17 protein-coding genes are annotated in these 22,430 nt (G+C 72.8%); 11 read left to right on the forward strand and 6 right to left on the reverse strand.

What is annotated here, in order from left to right:
• Positions 1 to 64 precede the first annotated feature (64 nt).
• Genes BUB75_RS20705 through BUB75_RS20740 form a run of 8 tightly spaced genes read left to right on the forward strand, consistent with a single transcriptional unit; the run spans position 65 to position 12,017 of the window.
• Positions 65 to 1,294, forward strand: coding sequence for a hypothetical protein (locus BUB75_RS20705; RefSeq protein WP_143175326.1), 1,230 nt, complete (start codon positions 65 to 67; stop codon positions 1,292 to 1,294).
• The gene (locus BUB75_RS20710) at positions 1,291 to 3,204 is read left to right on the forward strand and encodes an AAA family ATPase (RefSeq protein WP_143175327.1); all 1,914 of its coding nucleotides are present in this window, start codon (positions 1,291 to 1,293) and stop codon (positions 3,202 to 3,204) included. The genes BUB75_RS20705 and BUB75_RS20710 overlap by 4 nt, the downstream gene beginning before the upstream one ends.
• Complete coding sequence (locus BUB75_RS20715; protein WP_073259259.1) at positions 3,201 to 3,851, forward strand: 4Fe-4S single cluster domain-containing protein; 651 nt, start codon at positions 3,201 to 3,203, stop codon at positions 3,849 to 3,851. The genes BUB75_RS20710 and BUB75_RS20715 overlap by 4 nt, the downstream gene beginning before the upstream one ends.
• A 23-nt stretch (positions 3,852 to 3,874) precedes the next feature.
• The gene (locus tag BUB75_RS20720) at positions 3,875 to 4,363 is read left to right on the forward strand and encodes an FHA domain-containing protein (protein ID WP_073259260.1); all 489 of its coding nucleotides are present in this window, start codon (positions 3,875 to 3,877) and stop codon (positions 4,361 to 4,363) included.
• Complete coding sequence (locus BUB75_RS20725) at positions 4,360 to 5,130, forward strand: PP2C family protein-serine/threonine phosphatase (RefSeq protein WP_084741541.1); 771 nt, start codon at positions 4,360 to 4,362, stop codon at positions 5,128 to 5,130. The genes BUB75_RS20720 and BUB75_RS20725 overlap by 4 nt, the downstream gene beginning before the upstream one ends.
• Positions 5,120 to 7,312 (forward strand): protein kinase domain-containing protein, encoded by a 2,193-nt coding sequence (locus BUB75_RS20730; protein WP_073259264.1) that lies wholly within the window; start codon positions 5,120 to 5,122, stop codon positions 7,310 to 7,312. Before BUB75_RS20725 ends, BUB75_RS20730 begins: the two co-directional genes overlap by 11 nt.
• On the forward strand, positions 7,309 to 10,110 hold the full coding sequence (locus BUB75_RS20735; protein WP_073259266.1) for a CHAT domain-containing protein: 2,802 nt from the start codon (positions 7,309 to 7,311) through the stop codon (positions 10,108 to 10,110). Before BUB75_RS20730 ends, BUB75_RS20735 begins: the two co-directional genes overlap by 4 nt.
• The gene (locus BUB75_RS20740) at positions 10,107 to 12,017 is read left to right on the forward strand and encodes a caspase family protein (protein ID WP_073259268.1); all 1,911 of its coding nucleotides are present in this window, start codon (positions 10,107 to 10,109) and stop codon (positions 12,015 to 12,017) included. The genes BUB75_RS20735 and BUB75_RS20740 overlap by 4 nt, the downstream gene beginning before the upstream one ends.
• A gap of 10 nt (positions 12,018 to 12,027) precedes the next feature.
• Here BUB75_RS20740 and BUB75_RS20745 read toward each other — a convergent pair whose 3' ends face one another.
• Positions 12,028 to 12,570 (reverse strand): PadR family transcriptional regulator, encoded by a 543-nt coding sequence (locus BUB75_RS20745; RefSeq protein ID WP_073259270.1) that lies wholly within the window; start codon positions 12,568 to 12,570, stop codon positions 12,028 to 12,030.
• Positions 12,571 to 12,682: 112 nt separating this feature from the next.
• On the opposite strand from BUB75_RS20745, the gene BUB75_RS20750 reads away from it, so the two are divergent.
• Entirely contained in the window at positions 12,683 to 14,131 is a 1,449-nt protein-coding gene (locus BUB75_RS20750; RefSeq protein ID WP_073259272.1) for a carotenoid oxygenase family protein, read from the forward strand.
• Between the two features lie 7 nt (positions 14,132 to 14,138).
• Here BUB75_RS20750 and BUB75_RS20755 read toward each other — a convergent pair whose 3' ends face one another.
• Complete coding sequence (locus BUB75_RS20755; protein WP_073259273.1) at positions 14,139 to 14,798, reverse strand: response regulator; 660 nt, start codon at positions 14,796 to 14,798, stop codon at positions 14,139 to 14,141.
• Positions 14,786 to 15,967: a sensor histidine kinase gene (locus BUB75_RS20760; protein ID WP_143175328.1), complete on the reverse strand. Its 1,182-nt coding sequence runs from the start codon at positions 15,965 to 15,967 to the stop codon at positions 14,786 to 14,788. The genes BUB75_RS20755 and BUB75_RS20760 overlap by 13 nt, the downstream gene beginning before the upstream one ends.
• A gap of 112 nt (positions 15,968 to 16,079) precedes the next feature.
• Between BUB75_RS20760 and BUB75_RS20765 the strand changes: the two genes are divergently transcribed.
• Both BUB75_RS20765 and BUB75_RS20770 read left to right on the forward strand, forming a co-directional pair.
• Positions 16,080 to 16,811 carry an ABC transporter ATP-binding protein gene (locus BUB75_RS20765; protein ID WP_073259277.1) on the forward strand — a complete coding sequence of 244 codons (732 nt, stop codon included), beginning with the start codon at positions 16,080 to 16,082 and terminating at the stop codon, positions 16,809 to 16,811.
• On the forward strand, positions 16,808 to 19,336 hold the full coding sequence (locus BUB75_RS20770; protein ID WP_218617673.1) for an ABC transporter permease: 2,529 nt from the start codon (positions 16,808 to 16,810) through the stop codon (positions 19,334 to 19,336). Before BUB75_RS20765 ends, BUB75_RS20770 begins: the two co-directional genes overlap by 4 nt.
• Positions 19,337 to 19,350: 14 nt before the next feature.
• Here BUB75_RS20770 and BUB75_RS20775 read toward each other — a convergent pair whose 3' ends face one another.
• Genes BUB75_RS20775 through BUB75_RS20785 form a run of 3 tightly spaced genes read right to left on the reverse strand, consistent with a single transcriptional unit; the run spans position 19,351 to position 22,424 of the window.
• On the reverse strand, positions 19,351 to 20,595 hold the full coding sequence (locus BUB75_RS20775) for a CaiB/BaiF CoA transferase family protein (protein ID WP_073259279.1): 1,245 nt from the start codon (positions 20,593 to 20,595) through the stop codon (positions 19,351 to 19,353).
• Positions 20,596 to 20,644: 49 nt separating this feature from the next.
• Positions 20,645 to 21,754: a Rossmann-fold NAD(P)-binding domain-containing protein gene (locus BUB75_RS20780; protein WP_073259281.1), complete on the reverse strand. Its 1,110-nt coding sequence runs from the start codon at positions 21,752 to 21,754 to the stop codon at positions 20,645 to 20,647.
• Positions 21,755 to 21,797: 43 nt separating this feature from the next.
• Entirely contained in the window at positions 21,798 to 22,424 is a 627-nt protein-coding gene (locus BUB75_RS20785) for a TetR/AcrR family transcriptional regulator (RefSeq protein ID WP_073259282.1), read from the reverse strand.
• Positions 22,425 to 22,430 lie beyond the last annotated feature (6 nt).

Genomic DNA, 22,430 nt, shown 5'->3' on the forward strand with positions numbered 1-22,430 from the left:
GCGGAATTGATCGCGCCGATATCGCGGGGGGAAGGTATTTCTGTTGAGTGGTGCAGTGGGTGGTGTGATTTTTCTGCCCGCCGCCGCGGTCCTCGTCGGAGGGTTCGCGGTCGGGAGTGCGGCGGTGGCGGGCATTCGCCTGGCCGCCGACGCGTACGTCGAGCGGCAGCTGGCCCGGGAGGCCGCGGCCGCGCAGGTGAACGCCGCGGCGCAGCGCTATCGGGCGCTGGCCGAGCGGGTGGCGGCGGCGCGCGGCCGGTACGGCGACTCGATCACGGCCTTGCCGGAGGTGCCGCCGGTCAAGGCTCGAATGGATCCGCAGGAAGCGGCGGTGCTGGAAGCGCGCCTCCGGGCAGCGCTGGACGACGGGCTCTGTCGTTTCCAGTCCGAGTTCGCGGCGGCGACGACCGCCGAGCTGACGTCGGCGCTGGCCGCCACCGCCGCGCACGTCGCCGGCCTGCCGCGTGCACCGCGCGGTCCGGCGCCGGAGCTCGTGCAGAGCGTGGAGCGGATACTCGGGCGGATCGACCCGAGCGTCGGCGCGGTCTTGATCGAACGGATCCGGGGGTACGCCACTGACGCGCTGGCTGCGTCGAAGTCCGCCGCGGGCAGGCTGGTGGAGGACCTCCGGTACCTGGTGGACACCGCGAACCGGGGTGTGGCCGAGCGGCGTCGTCGGCTTCGCGAGCTGGCCGAGCGGCTGGTCGGCTGCCCGGGTGAAGCGGCCGACGCAGTGCGCCGCGCGCTGGTCGGCGCGGAGGACGATCCGGATCCGGACTGGCCGGCCCTGGAGGCGGCCGTGGACCGGGTGGTCGAAGCCGCGATCGCCGCGGCGTTGCAGGACTACGCGACGCGCGCGTTGCGGGAGTCGCTGGAGGCCGCGGGCTGCTTCGTCGAGGAGGACTTCGACCTCCTGCTCGCCCAGGAGCGCATGGCCCACATTCGCCGTCCGGGCTGGGACGACGTCGCGGTGCGGGTGCGGCTGCGTCCGGACGCGGACGACCAGCGCACCGTGCACTTCAACCTGGTCGGGCCGAAGGACGGGAACACCGAGGCGTCCGCGGTGGAGCACGAGTGGTGCTCCACGTTCGACACCGTCGTCGAGGAACTCGCCCGGCGGCAGGTCGGGCTGAGCATCACGGCCAGGGCCGAGGAGGGGGCGACCGAGCTGCAACGCGTCGACGCCTCCCGGTTCCCGTTCGAACGCGCCGAGCCGTCGGCCGAGGCCCGCCCGTCGCGGTCCCGGCGCGCGGACGCCCCGCAGATCGAGCAGCGACGGACGGAGCGCCCATGACCATGCCCACGGTGACCGGAAACGCCGTGACCGGCCCGGCACCGGCCGGCCCCGCGCTGGCCGGGTCCACCGGGCCGGAGACGCGCTCGCCCGTCGGCGGGCGGAGCATGCCCGCCTGGCTGCGCGAGGTCAGCACGTCGCTCTCGATCAACGCGCAACTCGTCCTCTACGGCAACATCCACGACCGGTTCCTGCTGCCGGGCCAGGCGTCCGGCTGGGAGCTGTGCACGCTGCCGGAGGCGCTCCGCCGGGCACTGCGCCCGGCCGGGTTCGAGTTCCTCATCGTCGCCGACGCGGTGAGCGGCCTGTCGGTGTATCCGGAGACCCCGGAGAACACGCGGCTGGCCAACGAAGCGCTCCACGGCACCAAGGCGGCGTTCGGACGCCGCCCCGAGCTCGGCGAGCTGGCCGGCGTCCTCGAGCGCGCGACGGCGGCGTCGATCCGCTGCGCCGTGCTGGTCAACTACGCCTCGCACCTGGTGCCCGACGTCGCCCGCCTGGAGACCGCCGAGTACGACTTCTTCGCGCGGTGCGACCGGCTCTCGCACGAGACCCACCCGCGCATCCTTGCCGGGCATTCCGCGCCGCTGTTCAACCCGATCATCTGGGCGATCAGCCACGAACGCGACCTGCCGACGTGGCTGACGGCCGGGAACGAGGACATCCGCACGGTCGCGGTCCCGCTGCCCGACCTGGCCGCACGGCAGTCCGCGGCCGAGTGGCTCAGCCGCCAGCTCGTCGACGCCGAGGCGGGCGACGACCGCCGCAGGCAGGCCGCCGCACAGCTGGCGGACCAGACCCAGGGCATGACGATGCGCAGCATGGTGGCGATCACCCGGCTGGCGCGCCGCCTCGGTACCGGCCCGAACGAGATCGACGAGGCGGTGCGCTGCTACCGGGTCGGCGTCCACGACAACCCGTGGCGCCAGGAGGTGCTCCGCAACCGGCTCAACGGGGCCCCGGAGATCATCGCCGAGCGGGTCCGCGGCCAGGACGAGGCGATCCGGCACTCGGTCGACATCCTCGTGCGCGCCGTGCTCGGGCTCTCCGGCGCGCACACCGGCGGCGGCGCGCGCCCGCGTGGCGTCCTGTTCTTCGCCGGGCCCACCGGGGTGGGCAAGACCGAGCTGGCCAAGGAGATCACCCGGCTGGTCTTCGGCGACGAGACCGCCTACACCCGCTTCGACATGAGCGAGTTCTCCGCCGAGCACGCCGCCGACCGTCTCATCGGCGCGCCGCCCGGTTACGTCGGCCACGACGCGGGCGGCGAGCTGACCAACGCGGTCCGGCAGCGTCCGTTCAGCCTGTTGCTGTTCGACGAGGTGGAGAAGGCGCACCCGCGGATCCTGGACAAGTTCCTGCAGATCCTCGACGACGGCCGCCTGACCGAGGCGACCGGTTCGACCGTCTACTTCTCGGAGACGATCCTGGTCTTCACCTCGAACCTCGGCATCAGCGCCGAGGAGTACGCCGCCCAGGCCAGCGGCACCGCGTTACCCCGCACCGAGCTGGAGCGGCGGGTGCGCGGCGAGGTCGAACACCACTTCTCCAACGTGCTCGGCCGGCCGGAACTGCTGAACCGGCTCGGCGACAACATCGTCGTCTTCAACTTCATCGACGACCGGGTGGCGGCCGAGATCCTCGACCTGCTGCTCCAGCACGTCAAGGACCGGCTCCGGCACGAGCACCATCTGGAGCTGCGGCTGCACCCCGCAGTGCGGGAGCGGCTGCTGGACGAGGCGCGCAAACAGCTGGGTTTCGGTGGCCGCGGCATCGGCTCGCTGATCGAGAGCGCGCTGGTCAACCCGGTCTCACGCATCCTGTTCGAGCAGCCGCCCGCGGCCGGCACCGTGCTCGCGATCGCCGACCTGGAGCTGAGCCGCGGCACCTGGCGGGTGGTGCTGGGATGACAGTGCGCCTGAGCCGTGCCCACTACCCGATCACCGTGCTGGGTCCCGGACGTCGACTCGGACTGTGGTTCCAGGGCTGCTCGATCGGCTGCCACGGCTGCATCGCGCAGGACACCTGGGCTCCCGACGCCGGTGTGGATGTCGAGCTCAGCGACGTCGAGCGCTGGCTGCGGGACCTGCCGGCCGGTGCGGTGGACGGCGTCACGATCAGCGGCGGTGAACCGTTCGACCAGCCCGAGGCGCTGGCGGCGCTGCTCGAGAGGCTGGACGCATGGCGGTCCGAGCGACCCGAACAGATCGACCTGCTCTGCTACACCGGCCGCAGCACCGCCGTGGTCCGGCGTCGCTGGCCGGAGGTGCTCGCCCGGCTCGACGCGGTCATCACCGGCCCGTTCGTGGCCGCGGCGGCTCCCGGGCGCCGCTGGCGCGGTTCGGCGAACCAGGAACTGCTCCCGCTGAGCCCGCTCGGCCGCGCCCGCTACGAGGCCGATATCGACGCCGAGCCCGGCCGCACCCGGATGCAGCTGATCAACGACGGCAGCACCGTCTACTACGTCGGCATTCCGGCGCCGGGGCAGCTCGAACGCTTCGAAGCCGCGCTCGCTGAGCGCGGGCTGGCCCACCGGGAGGCGTCGTGGCGGAGCTGATGTGTCCCCAGTGCCAACGGTCGATGCAGCCCGGTGAGGTCTGCGAGACCTGCTTCATCAGCCCCGTGCCCCGGCCGGAGCCGGTGGCCGGAAACGCCCCCGCTCCGGCGAGCGCCGGTCCCTGTGCGGACCCGGACTGCGTCAACGGCGGGTCGGTGCCTGCCTCCGGGTGCGGCGCGTGCGGGGCCTCGGCGCGGGCCGCGGGCGGCGCCAAGCTGCTCTTCCCGTGGGGTGTCGAGGAGCTCTCCGCGGGCGGCGGCGCGCTGCGGATCGGCCGGGAGGACTCACCGCTCGCGATCCGGCTGGCCGACTACGGCAACGTCTCCCGGCGCCACGCCGAGCTGATGATCTCCGCGGGCATGCCGGTCGTCGTCGATCTGGGCTCGGCGAACGGGACGTTCGTCAACGGGGAGCGGATCGTCCCGCGCGAGCCCCGGGTGCTGCGGCACGGCGACAACCTCCAGTTCGCCCGCGACCTGCAGGCGACCATCGACCTGGGATCGACGCGATGACCACTGTGGATGTCGTTGCCGTGACGCACCGCGGCCGGGTCCGGACGAACAACGAGGACACCATCCTCGTGGGCCCATATCTGTCCAATGCGCTGGAGGGCGAACCGGTCCGGGTCGTGCTCAGCTCGCCGCGGCCGCAGCCCTGCGTGGTCGCCGACGGGTTGGGCGGACACGCCGAGGGGGGCCGGGCCAGTCTGCTGGCCGCCCGGCTGCTCGGCGACGCCTGGGTGGCCGGCGTCGACGAAGCGGCGGTGCAACGCGCGGTGCAGGCCGCCGACGCCGCGATCCACGAGGAGGCCGGCTGGGCCCGGGCGTGGAAGGAGATGGGCACCACGATCGCCGGGCTGGTGTTCCACGACGGCCGGGTGCTCTGCGTCAACGTCGGGGACAGCCGGTGCTACCAGTACGACGACGGCGTCCTCGTGCAGCTCTCGCAGGACGACTCGCCACCGCCACCGGCGGGCGCGTCGCCGGACTGGAGTCCGACCGTCGTCACCCAGACCCTCGGCGGCGGAGCGGCACCCGGATCGGTCCGGGCTCACGTGCACAACCAGCGGGTAGAGCCCGGCGATCGGTTCCTGATCTGCAGCGACGGGCTGACCGACTGCCTCACGGCCGACGCCATCGAAAAGGTGCTCGGCGCGACCACGGACCCCACCGGCGCGGTCCGTGCACTGCTGGCCGAAGTGCTCCGCGCCGGTGCTCCCGACAACGTTTCGATCGTGCTGGCCACGGTCGCCCAGGAGGAGGGCCACCATGGCCGCTGACGACGACCGGCCGACGGCGAACAACGGAGCGCCCCGGACCACCCGCGACGCGGGCCCGGCGGCGCCACGCACCACCCTCGACGCCGGTTCGGCCACACCGCGCACGACGCGGGACGCCGGGCCGAGCGCGCCCAGGACCACCCGCGACGCCGCGCCCCACGCACCGCGCACAACCCGCGACGCCGTACCCGAGACACCGCGCACGACCCGCGACGCCGCGCCTGAGACCCCGCGCACGACCCTCGACGACGCGCCCGACACACCACGCTCCACCCGGGATCTGGGGCTGGCGGCGCCGTCCACCCGAACAGGAAACGGCTCGGCCACCGGCGGTTCCGGCACCGGCGCGTTCCGCCGCGTCAACCTGCCGCCCGACCTCGACGAACTCGTCGTCGCCGAACGGGATCTCGACGCGGGCGGCGAAGCCGACATCGTGCTGGCCCGGCGCCGCGACAACGGCGAGCACGTGGTGATCCGGCTCTACCGACGCTTGGACACCCCGGTCGACGCGGCCAAGCTCGACCGGCTCCGCGCCGCCGACCCGCGGCACCTCATCCGCCTCCTGGAGTGGCGATCCGGTGAGCACGGCATCTGGGAGATGCTCGAGTACGCCGAGCACGGGTCACTCGCCGACCTCATGCAGCGCACACCGGGACGCTGGTCACCCGCCCAGGTGCGGGTGGTGCTGGAACAGACCGCGGCGGCCCTCGAGTACGCCCACTCCCTGCAGTTCGTCCACCGCGACATCAAGCCGCAGAACCTGCTGGTCCGCAGCCTCGACCCGCTCGACCTGGTGATCGCCGACTTCGGCCTGGCCACCGTCGTCGCGCAGACCAGGGAGATGCGCCAGACCACCTCGCGCACGTCGGCCTACGCCGCGCCGGAGGCGGCGACCGGCGAGGCGTCCCGCGCGCTGGACTGGTGGTCGCTGGGCATGGTGCTGGTGGAGCTGCTCACCGGCCAGCACCCGTTCCAGCGGCGGGACCGCACCTGGATGAGCGACGTGATGATCGTCCGCGAGCTGACCGTCCACGACATCGACGTCAGCGACATCCACGACGACTCCTGGGAGCTGTTGTGCCGCGGGCTGCTCACGCGGTCGCCGGAGCACCGCTGGGGAGCCGAGCAGGTCCGGCAGTGGCTCGGCGGCGCCCGGCCGCGGGTCGTCTCCGGCCGGCAGGGTCCCCAGTTCGCGTTCGCCAACGCGCTCTACTCCGACCCGGTCGAGTTGGGACGGGCCTTCCGCGAGCACTGGCCTGCCGCGCGTCGGCTGCTCAAGGGCCAGGCCAATCGGGCACCCGCGTTCCTGAACTTCCGCGAGTGGGCCGAGAAGCTGGGGCTCGACGCGCTCACCCGCACCCTCGACCGGCCGAACCGGGAGAACCGGCTGGTCGCGCAGGTCATCCGGGTGCTCGATCCGGAGGGACCGGCCGTGTTCGCCGGGTACGAGGTCACCTCGGACCGGCTGGCCGGGATGGTTCAGCGGGCCGGCCAGGAAGACATCAACGCGTTCTTCCGCATGCTGTTCGACGACGGCGCGCTGGCCGTGTACGACGGGCTGCCCGGTTGTGACGGTTACGCGCTGGTGGACGAGCGCTGGCACCAGTCGGTCGATCACTTCGACCAGCAGCTCGCCGTCGCCCCCGGTTACGCCTCGGATTCGCCGCCGGCCCGGCTGGCCAGGGCGCAGTTGCTGCTGACCTCGTTCCCCGGTCAGGAGGGGGCGCTGCGGCAGCAGGCCACGGCGGCCGGCGCCGACCCGGAGGCGAGACACCAGCCCTGGTTCCGCGGACTCTGCCAGGCACAGGTCCCGCCGCACCTGCGGGCGGCACAGGATCTGGTGATCACGCTGCTGCGTCCGTATGCCGCTGACCTGACCGCGCGGCAGCGGGCGGAAGCGCATCGGCAGGCCCAGATCGCCGAACAGCGCCGGCTGGCCGAGCGTCGCAATTCGTTGGACCGGGCCAGCGGCCCGATCGGCCTCGCGTTGGCCCTGGGCGGTTGTTTCGTGCCTTTCGTCGGGATATTCGCCGGCCCGGCGGCGGTCTACTTCGGAGTTCGTGGCCGACGGGTGATGGCGACGGGTTCGACGGCGGCCATCGTGATCGGTGTCATTTCCACGATCGTCTGGGTGATCTACCTGATGACGGTGGTGGCCGGTACGGCCGCGAGCAACTCGTGACGAACTCCGAGACGATCGCGCTGATCGAACGGCTCTCGGCGATGTCCGACGAACGCCGCGCCGGACTCCTCGAGGGCCTGTCCCTACCGGACCGGACCCTGGGTGCGCAGGAGCTGCTCACCCGCTCGATCTGCCACTCGCTGGACTACTCGCGAACCCGCGAACCCCACGCGCTGGTCCGGGCCCTGGCCGATCTCCACGAGGTGAGCAGGCACGGCACCGTCGACTACGCGGCCACGCTGTGGACGCTCAACCGCCAGGTCGAAGGCGCGATGAGCGGCGCCCCGATGGACGTCGCGCAGGCCGAGGCGATCCTCGACGCGTCCGGCCCCGACCCCACCGGCGCCGGTTCGGAGGCCGGGCTGCGGGCCCTGCTGCTGGCCGCCGCGGCGCTGACCGAGGACTCGCAGCGCCCGCCCGATGAGGCACTGCGCGCGCTCGACCGGATGCAGCAGAAGCTCCCGCCGGGTAACCAGTTCGCGGGGATCCTCGAGAACGTGCGGATCGCCCTGGTCGTCAAGGTCGCCGAGCAGCGCGGCGAGTACGGACCCGCCGAGGAGGTGGCGGGGCGGTTCGCCGGGCCGCAGCCCCCGCCACCGGACTTCGTCAGCGGCCAGGACGACGACCTGCACCGGCTCGGGACGCGGATCAACGCGCTGATGGGCCAGATGATGGCCGCCTCGCAGCGGGGCGACTTCGTCACCGCGGCCCGGCTACTCGACCAGATCAAGCCGCTCATGGCCCAGGTGCCGGACGACACGCCGGCCATCGCGCACTCCCGGGCGCTGATGGGCATGGCCGACCGGATGCTGGACTTCTACCGGACCGGCGGGCACAGCGGGGACACCGGGTTGGGCACTCCCCCGACGCTCAAGATCCCGGCGGACGCCCCGGACCCGTTCGAGGCGGTCAGCCAGCTGAGCGGGCTCCGCGACTCCGAGCGTCGGCTGGCGCTGCACGCCCAGGGCATGAACCTCGCCCACCAGGCGCTGCGGGCCGGTGACCTGGCGGGCCTCCGCCGCGGTATCGAGCGGATGCGTGAGTCGATCACCGGTGCGCCCGCGGACAACCCCCACCTGGTCGACTACCGGGCGCACCTCGGTGCCGTGCTGCTCGCGCTGTACACCCGCACACACGACCGCGCGGCGCTGACCGAAGCGACGGGCGAACTCGAGTGGGCCGCCCGGACGGCCGCCCGGCCCACCCACCCGAGCTGGGCGTCGATCTGCCTGGGCTTGTTCAAGGCCTACCGCGCGGCCGGGCAGGAGGCCGCGGCCCGGAGCTGGGGACGGCGCGGGTTGCAGGGCCACGCCTGGAGCGTGCTCCTGCAGGCCGGAACGTCCGACGCGACGACCGCCGCCGAGCGCGGCGCGATCGACGACGCCGTCGAGGTCACCAGGGCCTTCCTGGACGCCGACGACACGGACACCGCCGCGCTGACGCTGGACGCCGGCCGCGGGCTCCTCCTGCACTCCGCCGCCACGAACACCGGTGTGCCGCAGCGACTCCGCAGGCTCGGTGCCGACGACCTCGCGCTGGAATGGGAGAAGACCGGCGGTGTGCAGAGCGACTTCGGCTCGGGCCTGCGCTACCGGGTGCTGGCGCGGCTGGCGGGCGTCGACTCGCTGGACGACGTCGAGGCGCCCGGCGGGCTGCTGACACCGCCGGAGCTGGCCGAGACCAGGGCCGCGCTGGCCACGCTCGGCGCGGACGCGCTGGTCTACCTGCTGCCCGCCGACCGGTACGGGTCCGGTGTGGCCCTGGTGGTGCCCCGCGGCGAGGCCACCTACCAGGTCGCGCTGCCCGGTTTGACGACGCCGCCGGGTGGCTGGCTGGACACCACCGCCACCCGCGCGCCGGAGCAGCTCACCCGGGACGCCGTTCCGGTGGGGGAACCGGCTGCCGACGGTCTCACCGAGCTCTGCCGCTGGGCCTGGTCGGCCGCGATGGAACCGCTGCTGGACACGCTGCGGACCAGCGGCCCGGCCCGGCTGGTGCTGGCACCGGTCGGCGCGCTGGCCACCGTGCCCTGGCACGCGGCGCGCAGCCCGGAGGGCGGCTACGCGGTCGAGCGCGCGGTGATCTCCTATGCGGCTTCGGCCCGGCTGCTCTGTCACGCCGCCTGGCGTCCGGTGCCCGAACCGGACCGGGGCGGACTGGTCGTCGCCGACCCGACCGGCGATCTCGCGCAGGCCCGCGCCGAGGCCGTCGCGGTGCGGGACGTGTTCTATCCGGACGCCCGGACGCTCGGCGGAATCGACAGCCAGGACGTCGCCACGCCGGAGGCGCTGCGGAACTGGCTCAAACGCCCCTCTCCGGGCCGGTCCAGCCTCCACCTCGCCTGTCACGGTGTGGTCGGCGCGGGCGGCGGGCAGGGCTCCTACCTCGTCCTCGCCGCCGGTCGCCGGCTCTCGGCCCAGGACATCCTGGAGCTGCGCGAGCCGGCGCCGGTCGACGTCGTGACGCTGGCCGCGTGCACCACCGCGGTCGCGTCCGGTGACTACGACGAGGCCTTCAGCCTCGCGACCGCGTTTCTCGCGAGCGCGGCCTCCACGGTCTTCGGCTCGCTGTGGAAGGTGCCCGACCACGCGACGAAGCTGCTGATCTTCATGACCCATCACTACCTGCGCCACGAGCGGCTGCGACCGGCCGAGGCGCTGCGCGCCGCGCAGCTCTGGATGCTGGATCCCGATCGGAAGGTCCCCGACACGATGCCCGACGAATTGGCGGACGCCACCTCGCTGACCGGCGCCGCGAAGGTCGAGAGCTGGGCCGGCTTCACCCACTACGGCCGATGAGCGCGACCGTCTACGCGCTCCTGGTCGGGATCGACGCCTACCAGGGGCCGCGCGTGCGTCCGCTCCACGGCTGCAAGAACGACATCGCGTCCGCGCAGGAGTTCCTGGCGCGGTCGACGTCCTCGCTGCGGGTGGAGACGCTCCGCGACGGAGAGGCGACCCGCGACGCGGTCGTCGACGGGATCCGGACCCACCTGGGCGCCGCGGGTGCCGGGGACACCGCCGTGTTCTGGTTCAGCGGGCACGGTTCGCTGGCCCCCGTCCCGGCCGCGCTGCGCCACCTGGAGCCCAGCGGAACGAGCCAGACGCTGGTCTGCGCGGACAGCCGGCTGCCCGGCGTGCCCGACCTGCAGGACTACGAGCTGGCGACGCTTCTCGACCGCATCGCGGGAAACGGCGTCCACGTCGTCGTGATCCTCGACAGCTGTCACTCCGGTGGGGCCACCCGCGGTGAGGCGGTGTCCGAGCGGTTCGCGCCGCCCGCCACCGAGCCACCCGCCCCGGAGACGCTGCTGGACGAGGTGCTGGCCGGGACGTCCCGCGACGGAAGCGCCGAGGTCGCAGAGCGTCGGCGGGGTAACCACGTGGCACTGACCGCGTGCCAGATCCACCAGACCGCAGCGGAGTACCGACGCGACGGCGAGTTCCGCGGGGCGTTCACGACCGCGCTGCTGAACGCGGCCAACGCGCAGGGAGCCGACGCCACCTACCGCGAGCTGATGGTTGCCGCGCGCTGTGCGATCGAGGACCTGGTTCCGAACCAGCACCCGCTGCTGTACCCGCACGAGCATCCGATCGCCGACCGGATGTTCCTGGGCGGCGCCGGGCGGAGCCCTCGCTCGGCGATCGTGATGCGTTACCTCCGCGGCCGGTGGGAGATCGACGCGGGGTCCTGCCATGGCCTGACCCCACCGGAGGCGGACGACCCGCTGCTGGTCGGGGTGGTCGGCGTCCCCGCTCACGAGGCCAGGGTGACCCGCGTCGGCGTGGTGTCGAGCGACGTCGAGCCGGTCGGCTGGCAGCCGGACCGCGGCAGGCAGTACCCGATGGCGCTGACCCGGATGCCCACACCCCCGGCGGAGGTGACGGTGGACGGCGCGCGGGAGTTCACCGACCGGCTCGCCGCCGCGATCCGCACCGGCGGTCCGGGCGGTGGGGCCTCGCCGTACGTCCGGATCGCGCCGGGTGGGACGCTCCACGTGCGGGACGATCCGCCGCGGATCCTGGGTCAGGACGGTGAGCTGCTCGCCCCGCCGGTGGTCACCGGGGACCCGGTTCCGACGGTGCTCCGCGAGCTGGAACACATCGCGCGCTGGCGTCAGATCAAGAAGCTCGTCAACGTGGGCTCTCCGCTCGCGGGCACGGTCGACGTGGAGCTGATCGCCGCCGCGCCGGGCGTCGCGACGGCTCCGCTGGAGGGCCCGGCGCTCCGCCCCGACGCGGACGGGGTGATCCGGCTGCGGTACGCCCCGGACCCGCCGGTGGTCTTCATCCGGTTGCGGAATCGCAGCGACCGGCGTCTGTACTGTGCGCTGCTCGACCTCACCGACCGGTACCAGATCCACCCCGACCTGTTCCCCGGTGACTACCTCGGACCGGGCCAGGTGGGCACGGCGGTCGACGGCAGGCGGGTCCAGTTCTCGCTCCCGCCGGGCCGAGCGGCCACGCGCACGGCGCAGGGCCGGGACTGGCTCCTCCTCCTCGTCTCGGACCAGGAGTTCTCGTCCGCCGCGTTCCGGTTGGGGCGGCTCGGGGAGCCCGCGCCGGACCGCAGCCGCGGACTGCCCGGGCTGTCCGGTGTGCTGGAGCGGCTCGCGTTGACCGCGCTGCACCGTGATGCGCGCCGCGAGTCGCCGGTGGCGCACGACTGGACGACATCGATCGTCGAGGTAGTGACCCAAGCCTGACCGCGCGGCGCTAGTTCGTCGCGGAGGCCCGCTTCTCCAGGTCGATCGCGGTGTCGCCGGCCCAGTCCCGCAGCAAGCGTGCGCTGCGGATCCCGAGGTCCAGCGCGTAGGCCCCGAAGGCCGGGTTCTCCGAGCCCTGGGATGCCGCGATGGCCTCCTTGAGCGCGGTCAGGTCACGGAGCAGCGCGGCGTGCTGGGCGGCTTCGGCCCGCATGATCGACGCCGCTTCCCGGGGGTCGAGGACCGGGATCAGGAACGCGCGGAGTGCCGTCTCGTTGCGGACGCTCCGCGGGCTCGCGTCGGCGCTCAGCCATCGCACGACCTCGTCCCGCCCGGCCTGCGTGACCGTGTAGATCTTGCGTCCCCGCCCGTCTCCGGCGTCCTCGACGACCGCCGCTCCGGTCTCGACCAGCTTGGCCAACTCGGGATAGATCTGGCTGTGCTTGGCCTGCCACACGCGATTGATCGAGCTGTCGAACAGTTTGGTGAGTTCGTAACCCGAGGCGGGGCCGTTGGCCGCCAGCATCCCGATGAGGGCCATCCGCAACGACATGCTCAGAGCATAGGGCTCGAACGATGTGTCAACTCTTACCTGTCGCGTCGTACATATGGGAGGGTGCAGTGCACCCGCTCCACGCCTGACTCCGTCGAGCGAAGGAAGCATCATGGCCAACCCCTATCTGCAGGGCGCGCACGCTCCGGTCGCCCGGGAAATCACGCTCACCGACCTGCGGGTCACCGGTGCTCTGCCGGAGAGCCTCGACGGGCGGTACCTCCGCAACGGGCCGAACCCGATCGGAGAGGTGGATCCGGCCACCTACCACTGGTTCACCGGCACCGGCATGATCCACGGGATCCGGCTGCGCGAGGGCCGGGCCGAGTGGTACCGCAACCGCTGGGTCCGGGGCCCCGCCGCGGCCGCCCAGCTCGGCGAGCCGGAGCGCCCGTCGTCCGGTGACGCCGGGATGGACCTGACCGGACCCAACACCAACGTCCTCGGGCACGCGGGCAAGACGCTCGCGCTCACCGAGGGCGGCATCGCCAACATGGAGCTCGACTACGAGCTCGGCACCGTCGGACCCTGTGACTTCGGCGGGACGATCAGCGGCGGCTACACCGCGCACCCCAAGCGTGACCCCGCCACCGGCGAACTCCACGCGGTCTCGTACTCGTTCGCGCGCGGCAACCAGGTGCAGTACTCGGTGATCGGAGTGGATGGTCGCGCGCGCCGCACCGTCGACGTCACGGTCGGCGGCAGCACGATGATGCACGACTTCTCGCTCACCGAGAACTATGTCGTCTTCTACGATCTACCGGTCACGTTCGACCTGGAGAAGGTCCTCGGCCCGCCGGTGGTCACGACTCCCCTCCCGCTGTCCGACCAGGCGACGCTGGTGGCCGGCGCCGCGATCGGCGGGGTGACGGTCCCGGACCCGATCACCGCCGCGGCGGCCCCGACGCCGACCGACTCCGGCATCCCCTACAGCTGGAAACCCGGCTACCGGACCCGCGTGGGGGTGATGCCCCGGGACGGCGGCGACGCCGACGTGCGGTGGTTCGACATCGATCCCTGTTTTGTGTTCCATCCGCTCAATGCCTACGAGGTCGACGACACGATCGTGCTGGATCTCGCCCGGCACCCCAAGGCCTTCGACGCCGACGACGAGCGCGACGGCGCGATCAGCACGCTCGAGCGCTGGACGGTGAAACTCGGCGGCGGCGACGTCACCCAGACCCTCCTCGACGACCTGCACCAGGAGTTCCCGCGCATCGACGAGCGCTTCACCGGCCGCAGGCACCGGTACGGCTACACGGTCGGGCTCACCCCCGGCGCCGCGTCGGTCAACCACACGCTCGTCAAACACGACCTGGTCGCGGCCACCTCGCAGATCCGCGACTTCGGCCCGGCGACTGCGATCGGCGAGTTCGTCTTCGAGCCCGCCGCCCCGGACTCTCCCGAGGGCCACGGCTACCTCATGGGCCTGGTCTCCCACCTGGCCGACGACACGACCGACCTGACGATCCTCGACGCTGCGACCTTGGAGACGCTCGCCACGGTCCACCTGCCGGTCCGGGTGCCCACCGGCTTCCACGGCAACTGGATCCCGGACTGATCCCGGCTCAGCGGGCGTTGGGCGGGCCCGCGCCGTTGAGGTAGGCGAGCACGGCGAGCACCCGGCGGTGACCGCTGTCGGTCACCGCGAGGCCGAGCTTGGCGAAGATGTTGCCGATGTGCTTGTGCACCGCGTTGTCGGTGATCACGAGCTGGCCGGCGATCGTCTGGTTGTCGTGCCCCTGCGCCATCAACGCGAGCACCTCACGTTCACGCGGGGTCAGCGCGGCGATCGGGTCGCCTGCGCGTTGGACGAGCTGCGCGATGACCTCGGGGTCCATCGCGGTGCCACCCGCGGCGACGCGGCGCAACGCGTCGACGAACTCGTCCACCCGGCTGACGCGGTCCTTCAGGAGGTAGCCGACGCCGCCGCCGGCGGTGGAGAGCAGTTCGGCGGCGTACTGCTGCTCGACGTACTGCGACAGCACCAGCACCGGCAGGCCGGGGTGCTCGCGCCGGGCCTGCAGCGCGGCCCGGATGCCCTCGTCGCGAAAGGACGGCGGCAGCCGGACGTCGACGATCGTGACGTCGGGCCGGTGGTCCCGCACGGCGGTGAGGAAGCCCTCCGCGTCACCGGCGAGGGCGGCGACCTCGAATCCCACGTGCTTGAGCAACATCTCCAGGCCGGTGGACAACAACACGTTGTCCTCGACGATCACCACCCGCACGGCAGCTCCATCCGAAGTGTCGTCGGCCCGCCTGCCGGGCTGTCGACGCCGAGGGTGCCGTCCAGCGCGAGTACCCGGCGGCGGATCCCGGCGAGGCCGGTGCCCTGCCGGGGGTCCGCGCCGCCGCTGCCGTTGTCGGTGATCACGGCCGACAGCCGCTCACCGGTGCGGCTGACCCGGACGTCGGCCTCGGTCGCCCCGCTGTGTTTGACGACGTTCGTCAGCGCCTCGGCGACCGCGAAGTAGACGACGGCCTCGACCGCCGCCGGTACCCGTTCCAGGTCATCGACGTGCAGCCGCGTCGGCACACCGCACCGGGCGGTCACTGCGGTCAGGGCGCCGGTGAGGCCCCGGTCCGCGAGGATCGGCGGATAGACGGTTCGGATCACGTCGCGTAACTCGGTCATCGCCTCTTCGGCTCCTTCGTGGGCGTCCCGGAGAAGTTCTTCCAGGAACTCCTCGTTCCGGGGAGTGCCGGACAACGCCTGCCGGGCGACGGCCAGCCGCATCGCGATGGCCACCAGCCGGGCCTGGGTGCCGTCGTGCAGGTCACGTTCGATCCGGCGGAGCTCCGCGCCGTGGGCGTCGAGGACGTCCGCGCGGGTGCGGGTCAACACTTCGACGCGGTCGGCGAGTTGCTCCGCGGTCGAGTACGACAGCACCGCCAGGCAGATCCGGGCGTGCGCGCGAGCGATCGGTGGGAAGGCCACGTACGCCAGCGCGGCGAGCAGCAGGATCTGCAGCGGACCGAGCGTCAGCGCGGTCCCCCAGCCGGTCACCGGGACGTCGATGAACAGCCGTGGCCGATCCTCGTAGTCGAACGCCCACCACAGCGGCGTTGCGACCGTGGCGAGGAAGACGTTGCCCACGCAGAGCAGCGCGGGCAGTCCGAACGCTATCCCGGTCAGCGCGTGCACCGGCAGCCACAGCAGGTCGCGGGGGGTGGCCGGATCGGCAGACGCCCGGCGTCCCGGCGCGCCCAGGGCAGGACGTGGCGCCAGCGGCGTCTCGAGCAGGCGGCCCGCGCGGTCGCGGTGCCGGTTCGCCCACCGCCGGGCGAGCCACGGAACGCACAGCAGCGGCAGCGCGAACACGGTGGCGATCCCCGAGGCGAGCGACCCCAGGAGGTAGATCCCGCTGCGCCCCACCCGCACCCACCGTCGCGCCACGGGCCCCAGTCTGCCCGGTGACCGCCGGCCGCGGCACTACAGCAGGCTGTAGCTCATTTCCGGTGGTGCGAGGTAGCGGTTCGCGCCGGCGAAACTCCTAGCGTCGGACGCCATGAGATACGCGGTGCACCTGGATTCGGTGTCGAAGGAGTACGGGTCGGGGAGGAACGCGGTCCGGGCTCTCGACGCGGTGACGGCCGGATTTCCGCGCGGTACGTTCACCGCCGTCATGGGCCCGTCCGGCTCGGGCAAGAGCACGTTCCTGAACTGCGCAGCCGGGCTGGACCGGCCGACGTCGGGCCGGGTCGTGCTGGGCGACACCGAGCTGTCCGGCCGGTCGGAGACCGAGTTGACCACGCTCCGGCGGGACCGGATCGGGTTCGTCTTCCAGGCGTACAACCTGCTGGGGGCGCTGACCGTGGCCGAGAACGTCACGCTGCCGCTCCGGCTGGCCGAGAAGCCGGTCGACCGCGAGCGGCTGGCGAGCGTGCTCGCCGCGGTCGGGCTCGCCGACCATGCCGATCGACGCCCGAGCCAGCTCTCCGGGGGCCAGCAGCAGCGGGTGGCGATCGCCAGGGCGCTGATCAACCAGCCCGACCTGGTGTGCGCCGACGAACCGACGGGCGCACTGGACAGCCGCAGCGGCCGGCAGGTCCTGGCGCTGCTCAGGTCCATCGTCGACGACCTGGGACAGACCGTGCTGATGGTCACGCACGATCCGGTCGCGGCCGCGCAGGCCGACACCGTGATGTTCCTCGCGGACGGCCGGCTGGCCGGCGCGATGACCCGGCCGTCCGCCGAGCAGATCGCCGAGCGCATGACGCACCTCGGGGACGCTGCGTGAACCGCCGCATGCTGGCGCTGGCCTGGACCACGATCAAGGGACGGAAGGGTGGGTTCGTCGCCGCGTTCGTCGCGGTGCTGTTCGGCTCGGCGGTGATCACGGCCTGCGGGATCCTGCTGGAGAGCAGCGCGCGCTCGGGCGTACCGGCCGAGCGTTACCGCGCCGCCGACGTCGTGGTCGGCGCTCCGCAGGCGCTACCGGTGGCCGACGACGTGGATCCCCGGTTCGCCGAACGGACCACGATGCCCGCCGGGCGGGTGGGCGAGATCGCACGAGTGCCCGGCGTCCGGGCGGCGATCGCCGACGTCAGCGTCCCGGTGAGCGTCACGCCGGGCGGCGCCCCGGCTCTCGGGCACGGCTGGCAGTCGACCGCGCTCGGCCCGTTCACCCTGCACGCGGGCCGGGCGCCGACCGGACCGAACGACGTGGTGCTGGACTCCGCGCTGGCCGACCGGATCGGCACCACCGTCGGGGCGTCGTTCCGGCTCGCGGTCGGTTCGCACCCGTCGACCTACCGGGTGACCGGCATCGCGAGCCTGCCGGGCGACCGGCTCGCCCGGCAGCCCGCGCTGTTCTTCACCGACGACCGGGCCCGAAGGCTGACCGGCCAACCGGACCGGGTCGACACGATCGGCGTGCTGGCCGCGCCCGGCGTCCAGGCCGACGAACTGGCGCGCGCCATCGACGCGGCGGTCTCCGATGTGGTCGTTTACACCGGCAGCGCCCGCAGCGAAGCCGAGTTCCTCGACATCGGCGCCACACGTTCGTTCCTCAACGAGGTGTCGCTGGCGTTCGGCGGCAGCATGGTCCTGATCATCATGGTCGTCGTGGCGAGCACGCTCGCCCTGTCCGTCCGCCAGCGGCTGCGGGAGCTGGCGCTGCTGAGGGCGATCGGCGCGACGCCGAAACAGGTGCTCGGCATGATCCGGGCCGAGAGCACGGTGGTGGGCGCGCTCGGCGCGGTGCTCGGGGTGATCCCGGGCATCGGGCTGAGCGTCCTCTTCCGCGAGACGTTCGCGCTGGTCGGTGCGGTACCGCCGGACTTCGCGCTGTCGATCGGCCCGCTGCCGATGCTCGCGGCGCTCGTGCTGTGCCTGGTCGGCGCGCGGCTGGGCGGCCGGATCGCCGCCCGGCGCGCGGCCGGGCTCCGGCCGGTGGATGCGCTCGGCGAGGCCGCGGTGGAACCCGGCCGCCTCGGGTGGTTCCGGGTGACCGTCGGCGTGCTGCTGGTTCCGGCCGCGCTCGCGATGGCGATCTGGCTGCCGCTGACGCTGCCCGGCGAAGGAGCGGCCGAGAGCGCGGCCTTCTCCGCGTTCCTCCTCGTCTTCGCCGTCGCGCTGCTGGGGCCGCGGCTGCTCGGCGGTTCGGTGACCGTGCTGGGCCCGTGGCTGAACCGCAAGTCGGGCGTCAGCGGGTTCCTCGCGACCGCGAACGCCCGCGCCAACGCGCGGCGGCTGGCCGCCGCGACCACCCCGCTGATCATGGGCATCACGCTGGCCGCCGGGCAGCTGTTCAGCGGGACGATCACGAGCGGGGCCGCTCAGGATCAAGCCGAGGCCGGGCTGCGCGCGGACTACGTCGCCACCTCCCCGTCCGGCGGCGTGTCACCGGAGGTCGCGGACGCGCTCCGGGACGTGCCCGGCGTCTCGGCGGTGACCCCGATCGTGCGCACGCGGACGCTGGCGACCTTCGGCACGCAGTACCGCAACTACGCGACCCAGGGCGTCCTCGGCGACCGGCTCGCCGAAACGATGGATCTCGACGTTCTGCACGGCGACGTCGCGGAGCTGCGGGGCAACACGGTGGCGTTGAGCCGGATCGCGGCGGGCACGCTCGGCGTCGGCCTCGGCGACACCGTCGACCTCCGGCTCGGCGACGGCACGCCGAGCACACCCCGGGTGGTGGCGCTCTACGAGCGGGGTCTCGGCCTCGGCGACGTCACGCTGCCGCACGACGTCGTCCTGGAGCACACGACCGACCGCCTCGACTACGCGGTGCTGATCGGGGCCGCCGCGGGAACCGACGTCGAGGCACTCGGCGACGCGTTACGATCCGCCGTCCGGCACCTCCCGACCGTCCAGGTCGACCACCGCGAAGCGTTCGTCGCCACCCAGCGCGACGCCTCGGCGGGCGACTCGGCGGTCGGCCTCATCCTCAACGCGGTTCTGCTCGGGTACCTCGCGATCGCCGTGGTGAACACGTTCGTGATGGCCACCACCGCGCGCTTCCGCGAGTTCGCGCTGCTCCAGCTCGTCGGCGCGACCCGTCGGCAGGTGCGCGCGATGATGCGGAGCGAGGCGCGGATCATCGTCGTCGCCGCGGTTCTGCTCGGCACGCTGGCCGCGATCCCGTCGTTGATCGGCACCAGCCTCGGGCTGACCAGGACGCTGGTGCCGTCCATCCCACCGCTCGTCTACCTGGGCATCGTCGGGGTGGCCACGCTGCTCGGCTGGGGCGCGATCATGACGTCGACCCGGATCGCGATGCGCCCACCGCCGGTCGACGCGATCGGCGCGCGCGAGTGACGCCCGGACCGCGCCTACGCCGGGCCGAGCGGGCCCGGTCCGTCCGAGCCGTCCGCCGCCGACCGCGGGGGCCGGCCCTGAGCAGCGACGCCGCGGGCCAGCACGTCGTCGGCCTCGGCCGCGGTCAGCCCCGCCTCGAGCAGCAACGCCCGGGTGTGCTGCCCGAGCGCCGGGACATCGCCCATCCTGGCCTCGACGTCCGCGAACGTCGCCGGCGGCAGCAGCGCGGGAACGCGTGCGTGCTCGGTGCCGATCGTCCGCCAGCGGTCCCGCTCGCGCAGTTGTGGATGCGCCAGGACCTCGCCCATCTCCCGCACCTCCGCGGCCGGGACACCGGCCGCCGCCAGCCGGGCGTCCAATTCGACGGTGGACCAGCGCGCGGTCTGTTCCGCCACCAGCGCGTCGCACTCCGCGCGGTTCCGCACCCGGTCCAGGTTCGTGACAAAACGCGGGTCGTCGGCCAGGTCCGGAACTCCCAGCACGCCGGTGACCAGCGCCCGCCAGCCGGAGTCGTTCTGAACCCCGATCAGGATCTGACCGTCCCGCGTCGGATACGCGTCGTAGGGTGCGATCGCGCCGTGGCTCAGGCCCATCCGTGCGGGCTGCTCCCCGGTGTGCATCGACGTGTACAGCGGATAGCCCATCCACTCGACGGTCGCCTCCAGCATCGACACGTCGACCGTGGCGCCCTCGCCGGTCCTGGCGCGACGCAGCAACGCGGCGAGGACCGACTGCGCGCAGTACATCCCCGCCGCGATGTCCGCGGTCGGGATGCCGGTCTTCACCGGCGTCGCGGGCGTGCCGGTGATCGACACCAGGCCGGCCTCGGCCTGGACCAGCATGTCGTAGGCCTTGCGGTGCTCGTACGGACCGCCGGCCCCGTACCCGGAGAGGTTGACCACGACCAGCTCCGGACGCTCCGCGCGGAGTTCGGCGGCGTCCAGACCGAGCCGCGCGGCCGCACCCGGCGCCAGGTTCTGCACGAACACGTCCGCACGGTCCACCAGACGCCGGACGATCCGCCGGCCCTCGTCCGTTTTCAGGTCGACGGCGAGCGACTCCTTGCCGCGGTTGAGCCAGACGAAGTGCGCCCCGGTGCCGTGGACGACGTGGTCGTAGTCCCGGGCGAAGTCCCCCCGTCCCACCCGCTCCACCTTGATCACCCTGGCGCCGAGGTCGGCGAGGTTCCGGGTGGCCAGCGGCGCGGCCACGGCCTGCTCCAGTGCGACGACGGTCACGCCGTCCAGTGGTCGGTTCATGGCTCCGATGATCTCCGCACGGGAACGGCGTCCACGACGCCGGGCGACGCTACGCCGATCCTTTGGCGGTCTGCGGCACCGACATGCGCCGGATCGTGGCCCGGAACGGCGCCGTGTACTCGTCCAGGTCGCGCACCAGCCCCTGGTACGCCGCCATCAAGGCGTCCTCGGCGTCGTAGTCGAACGGATCGGTCGTCCCGGCCCGGCGCAGCTGTGCCTCGTTGTCGATCATCCACTCGACGGTGTCCCGCAGCCCGTCCCGCAGCGAGACGACGTCGCGGTACCCCAGGTCGGTACGGAGCCGGGACGTGTCGAGAACACAGCTCGCGGTCTCCCGGCCACCGAACGCCGACATCGCCCACCCGGGGCCGGCGAGTTCGCTCGGCAGCGAACGGATCTCCAGGTCGGCTCCGGCCGCGCGGGCGACCAGCTCGGCCCACTGCCGGACGGTGACCAGCTCGTCGTCGGCGACGTGGTACGCACGCCCGGCGGCCACCTCGGGCCGGTCCACGGCCAGCAGGACGGCTTCGGCGGCGTTGCGGGCGGCGGCGCGGGAGTGCACACCGTGGCCGCCGTCGGCGAGGATCATCCACGGCCGTCCGTCCAGAACCCGCCGCACGACGTTCCACTCCCAGGCGTACGGGTTCCGCGGCCCGTAGATGATCGGGTATCGCACGTACGTCGCGCCGAACGCGCCCGCGGCGTCGAGTGCGAAGACGACGTCCTCGGCGGCCCGGATCGGCCCGACGTCGTACCCGGCGAACCGTGGCGCGTCGACCCGGACGCGCGGGTGGTCCTCACCGACCGGCAGCCGCACACCGGCCGGGGACAGCTCCGCCGGATTGACGTAACCCCGGTAGACGGGAGTGCCGCCGATCGCGACGAAGTGCTCGCAGCGGTGCGCGAAATGACGGGCCAGCAGCCGGACCCGCCCGTAGGTCGCGACGACGGTGTCGAACGTGCGCGCGCCGACGGCCTCGGCGATCCCCGTCTCGTCGAACGGGTTGCCGTGGAGGTGGGGTACGTCCGGAGCGCCGGCGATCTCGTGGCGTCCGGTGTGGAACACGGTCACCGCGTGACCGCGGGCGATGAGCCCCTCGACGAGCGGCAGACCGGTCGGGCCGGTCCCCCCGACGACCAGGACGTTCCGCACCGCCATCACTCCCTCCGCCGTCGCGGGCCCGGGGCGGAGGGACGAACTCCTAGTCCGCCACGAGGCCGCGGAGAATCAGGTCGGCGAACTGTTCGCCGATGTGCCGGGGGGTGAACTCCCCGCCGGGCCGGAACCAGCGGTAGACCCAGTTCACCGAGCCGAGAATGGCCAGGCTGGCCAGCTTGGGGTCGATGTCGTCGCGCACCAAGCCGTCGGCCTTGGCCTTGCTGACCAGGTCGAGGAAGACCGAGCGGTAGGCGTGCTCGCCGCCGAGGATCTCGGCCTGCCGTTCCGGCGGCAACGACTCCATCTCGTGCAGGAACACGGTGGTGCCGGTCAGGTGGCGGCACATGTGCTCGATGTGCCCGACGATGACGTTGCGGAGCTTCTGCAGCGGATCGCCGGGCTGGCTCGCCAGCGCGACGATGTTCTCCAGGCCCTGCCGGTGCACCTCGTTGATGACCTCGAAGAGAAGATCTTCCTTCGAGTGGATGTAGTAGTACAGGCTGCCCTTCAGCATCCCGAGCCGGTCGGCGATGTCCTGAAGCGACGCTCCCTCGTACCCCTTCTCGTGGAAGATGTCGGTGGCGACCGCGAACAGCTCCGCCCACCGCTCCTCGCGAGGTTTGCGCGAGCCGCCTCCCCGACGCTGTGCTCGGCCTGCCGGCTGCGGCACCGCACC

Source organism: Cryptosporangium aurantiacum, from assembly GCF_900143005.1.
Classification (GTDB): Bacteria; Actinomycetota; Actinomycetes; order Mycobacteriales; family Cryptosporangiaceae; genus Cryptosporangium; species Cryptosporangium aurantiacum.

Excerpts from the sequence above, each read along its gene's own strand:
- BUB75_RS20710 (WP_143175327.1), top strand. The coding sequence starts at position 1,291 with ATGACCATGCCCACGGTGACCGGAAACGCCGTGACCGGCCCGGCACCG.
- BUB75_RS20715 (WP_073259259.1), top strand. The coding sequence starts at position 3,201 with ATGACAGTGCGCCTGAGCCGTGCCCACTACCCGATCACCGTGCTGGGT.
- BUB75_RS20720 (WP_073259260.1), top strand. The coding sequence starts at position 3,875 with ATGCAGCCCGGTGAGGTCTGCGAGACCTGCTTCATCAGCCCCGTGCCC.
- BUB75_RS20725 (WP_084741541.1), top strand. The coding sequence starts at position 4,360 with ATGACCACTGTGGATGTCGTTGCCGTGACGCACCGCGGCCGGGTCCGG.
- BUB75_RS20730 (WP_073259264.1), top strand. The coding sequence starts at position 5,120 with ATGGCCGCTGACGACGACCGGCCGACGGCGAACAACGGAGCGCCCCGG.
- BUB75_RS20740 (WP_073259268.1), top strand. The coding sequence starts at position 10,107 with ATGAGCGCGACCGTCTACGCGCTCCTGGTCGGGATCGACGCCTACCAG.
- BUB75_RS20745 (WP_073259270.1), bottom strand. The coding sequence starts at position 12,570 with ATGTCGTTGCGGATGGCCCTCATCGGGATGCTGGCGGCCAACGGCCCC.
- BUB75_RS20750 (WP_073259272.1), top strand. The coding sequence starts at position 12,683 with ATGGCCAACCCCTATCTGCAGGGCGCGCACGCTCCGGTCGCCCGGGAA.
- BUB75_RS20765 (WP_073259277.1), top strand. The coding sequence starts at position 16,080 with ATGAGATACGCGGTGCACCTGGATTCGGTGTCGAAGGAGTACGGGTCG.
- BUB75_RS20775 (WP_073259279.1), bottom strand. The coding sequence starts at position 20,595 with ATGAACCGACCACTGGACGGCGTGACCGTCGTCGCACTGGAGCAGGCC.
- BUB75_RS20780 (WP_073259281.1), bottom strand. The coding sequence starts at position 21,754 with ATGGCGGTGCGGAACGTCCTGGTCGTCGGGGGGACCGGCCCGACCGGT.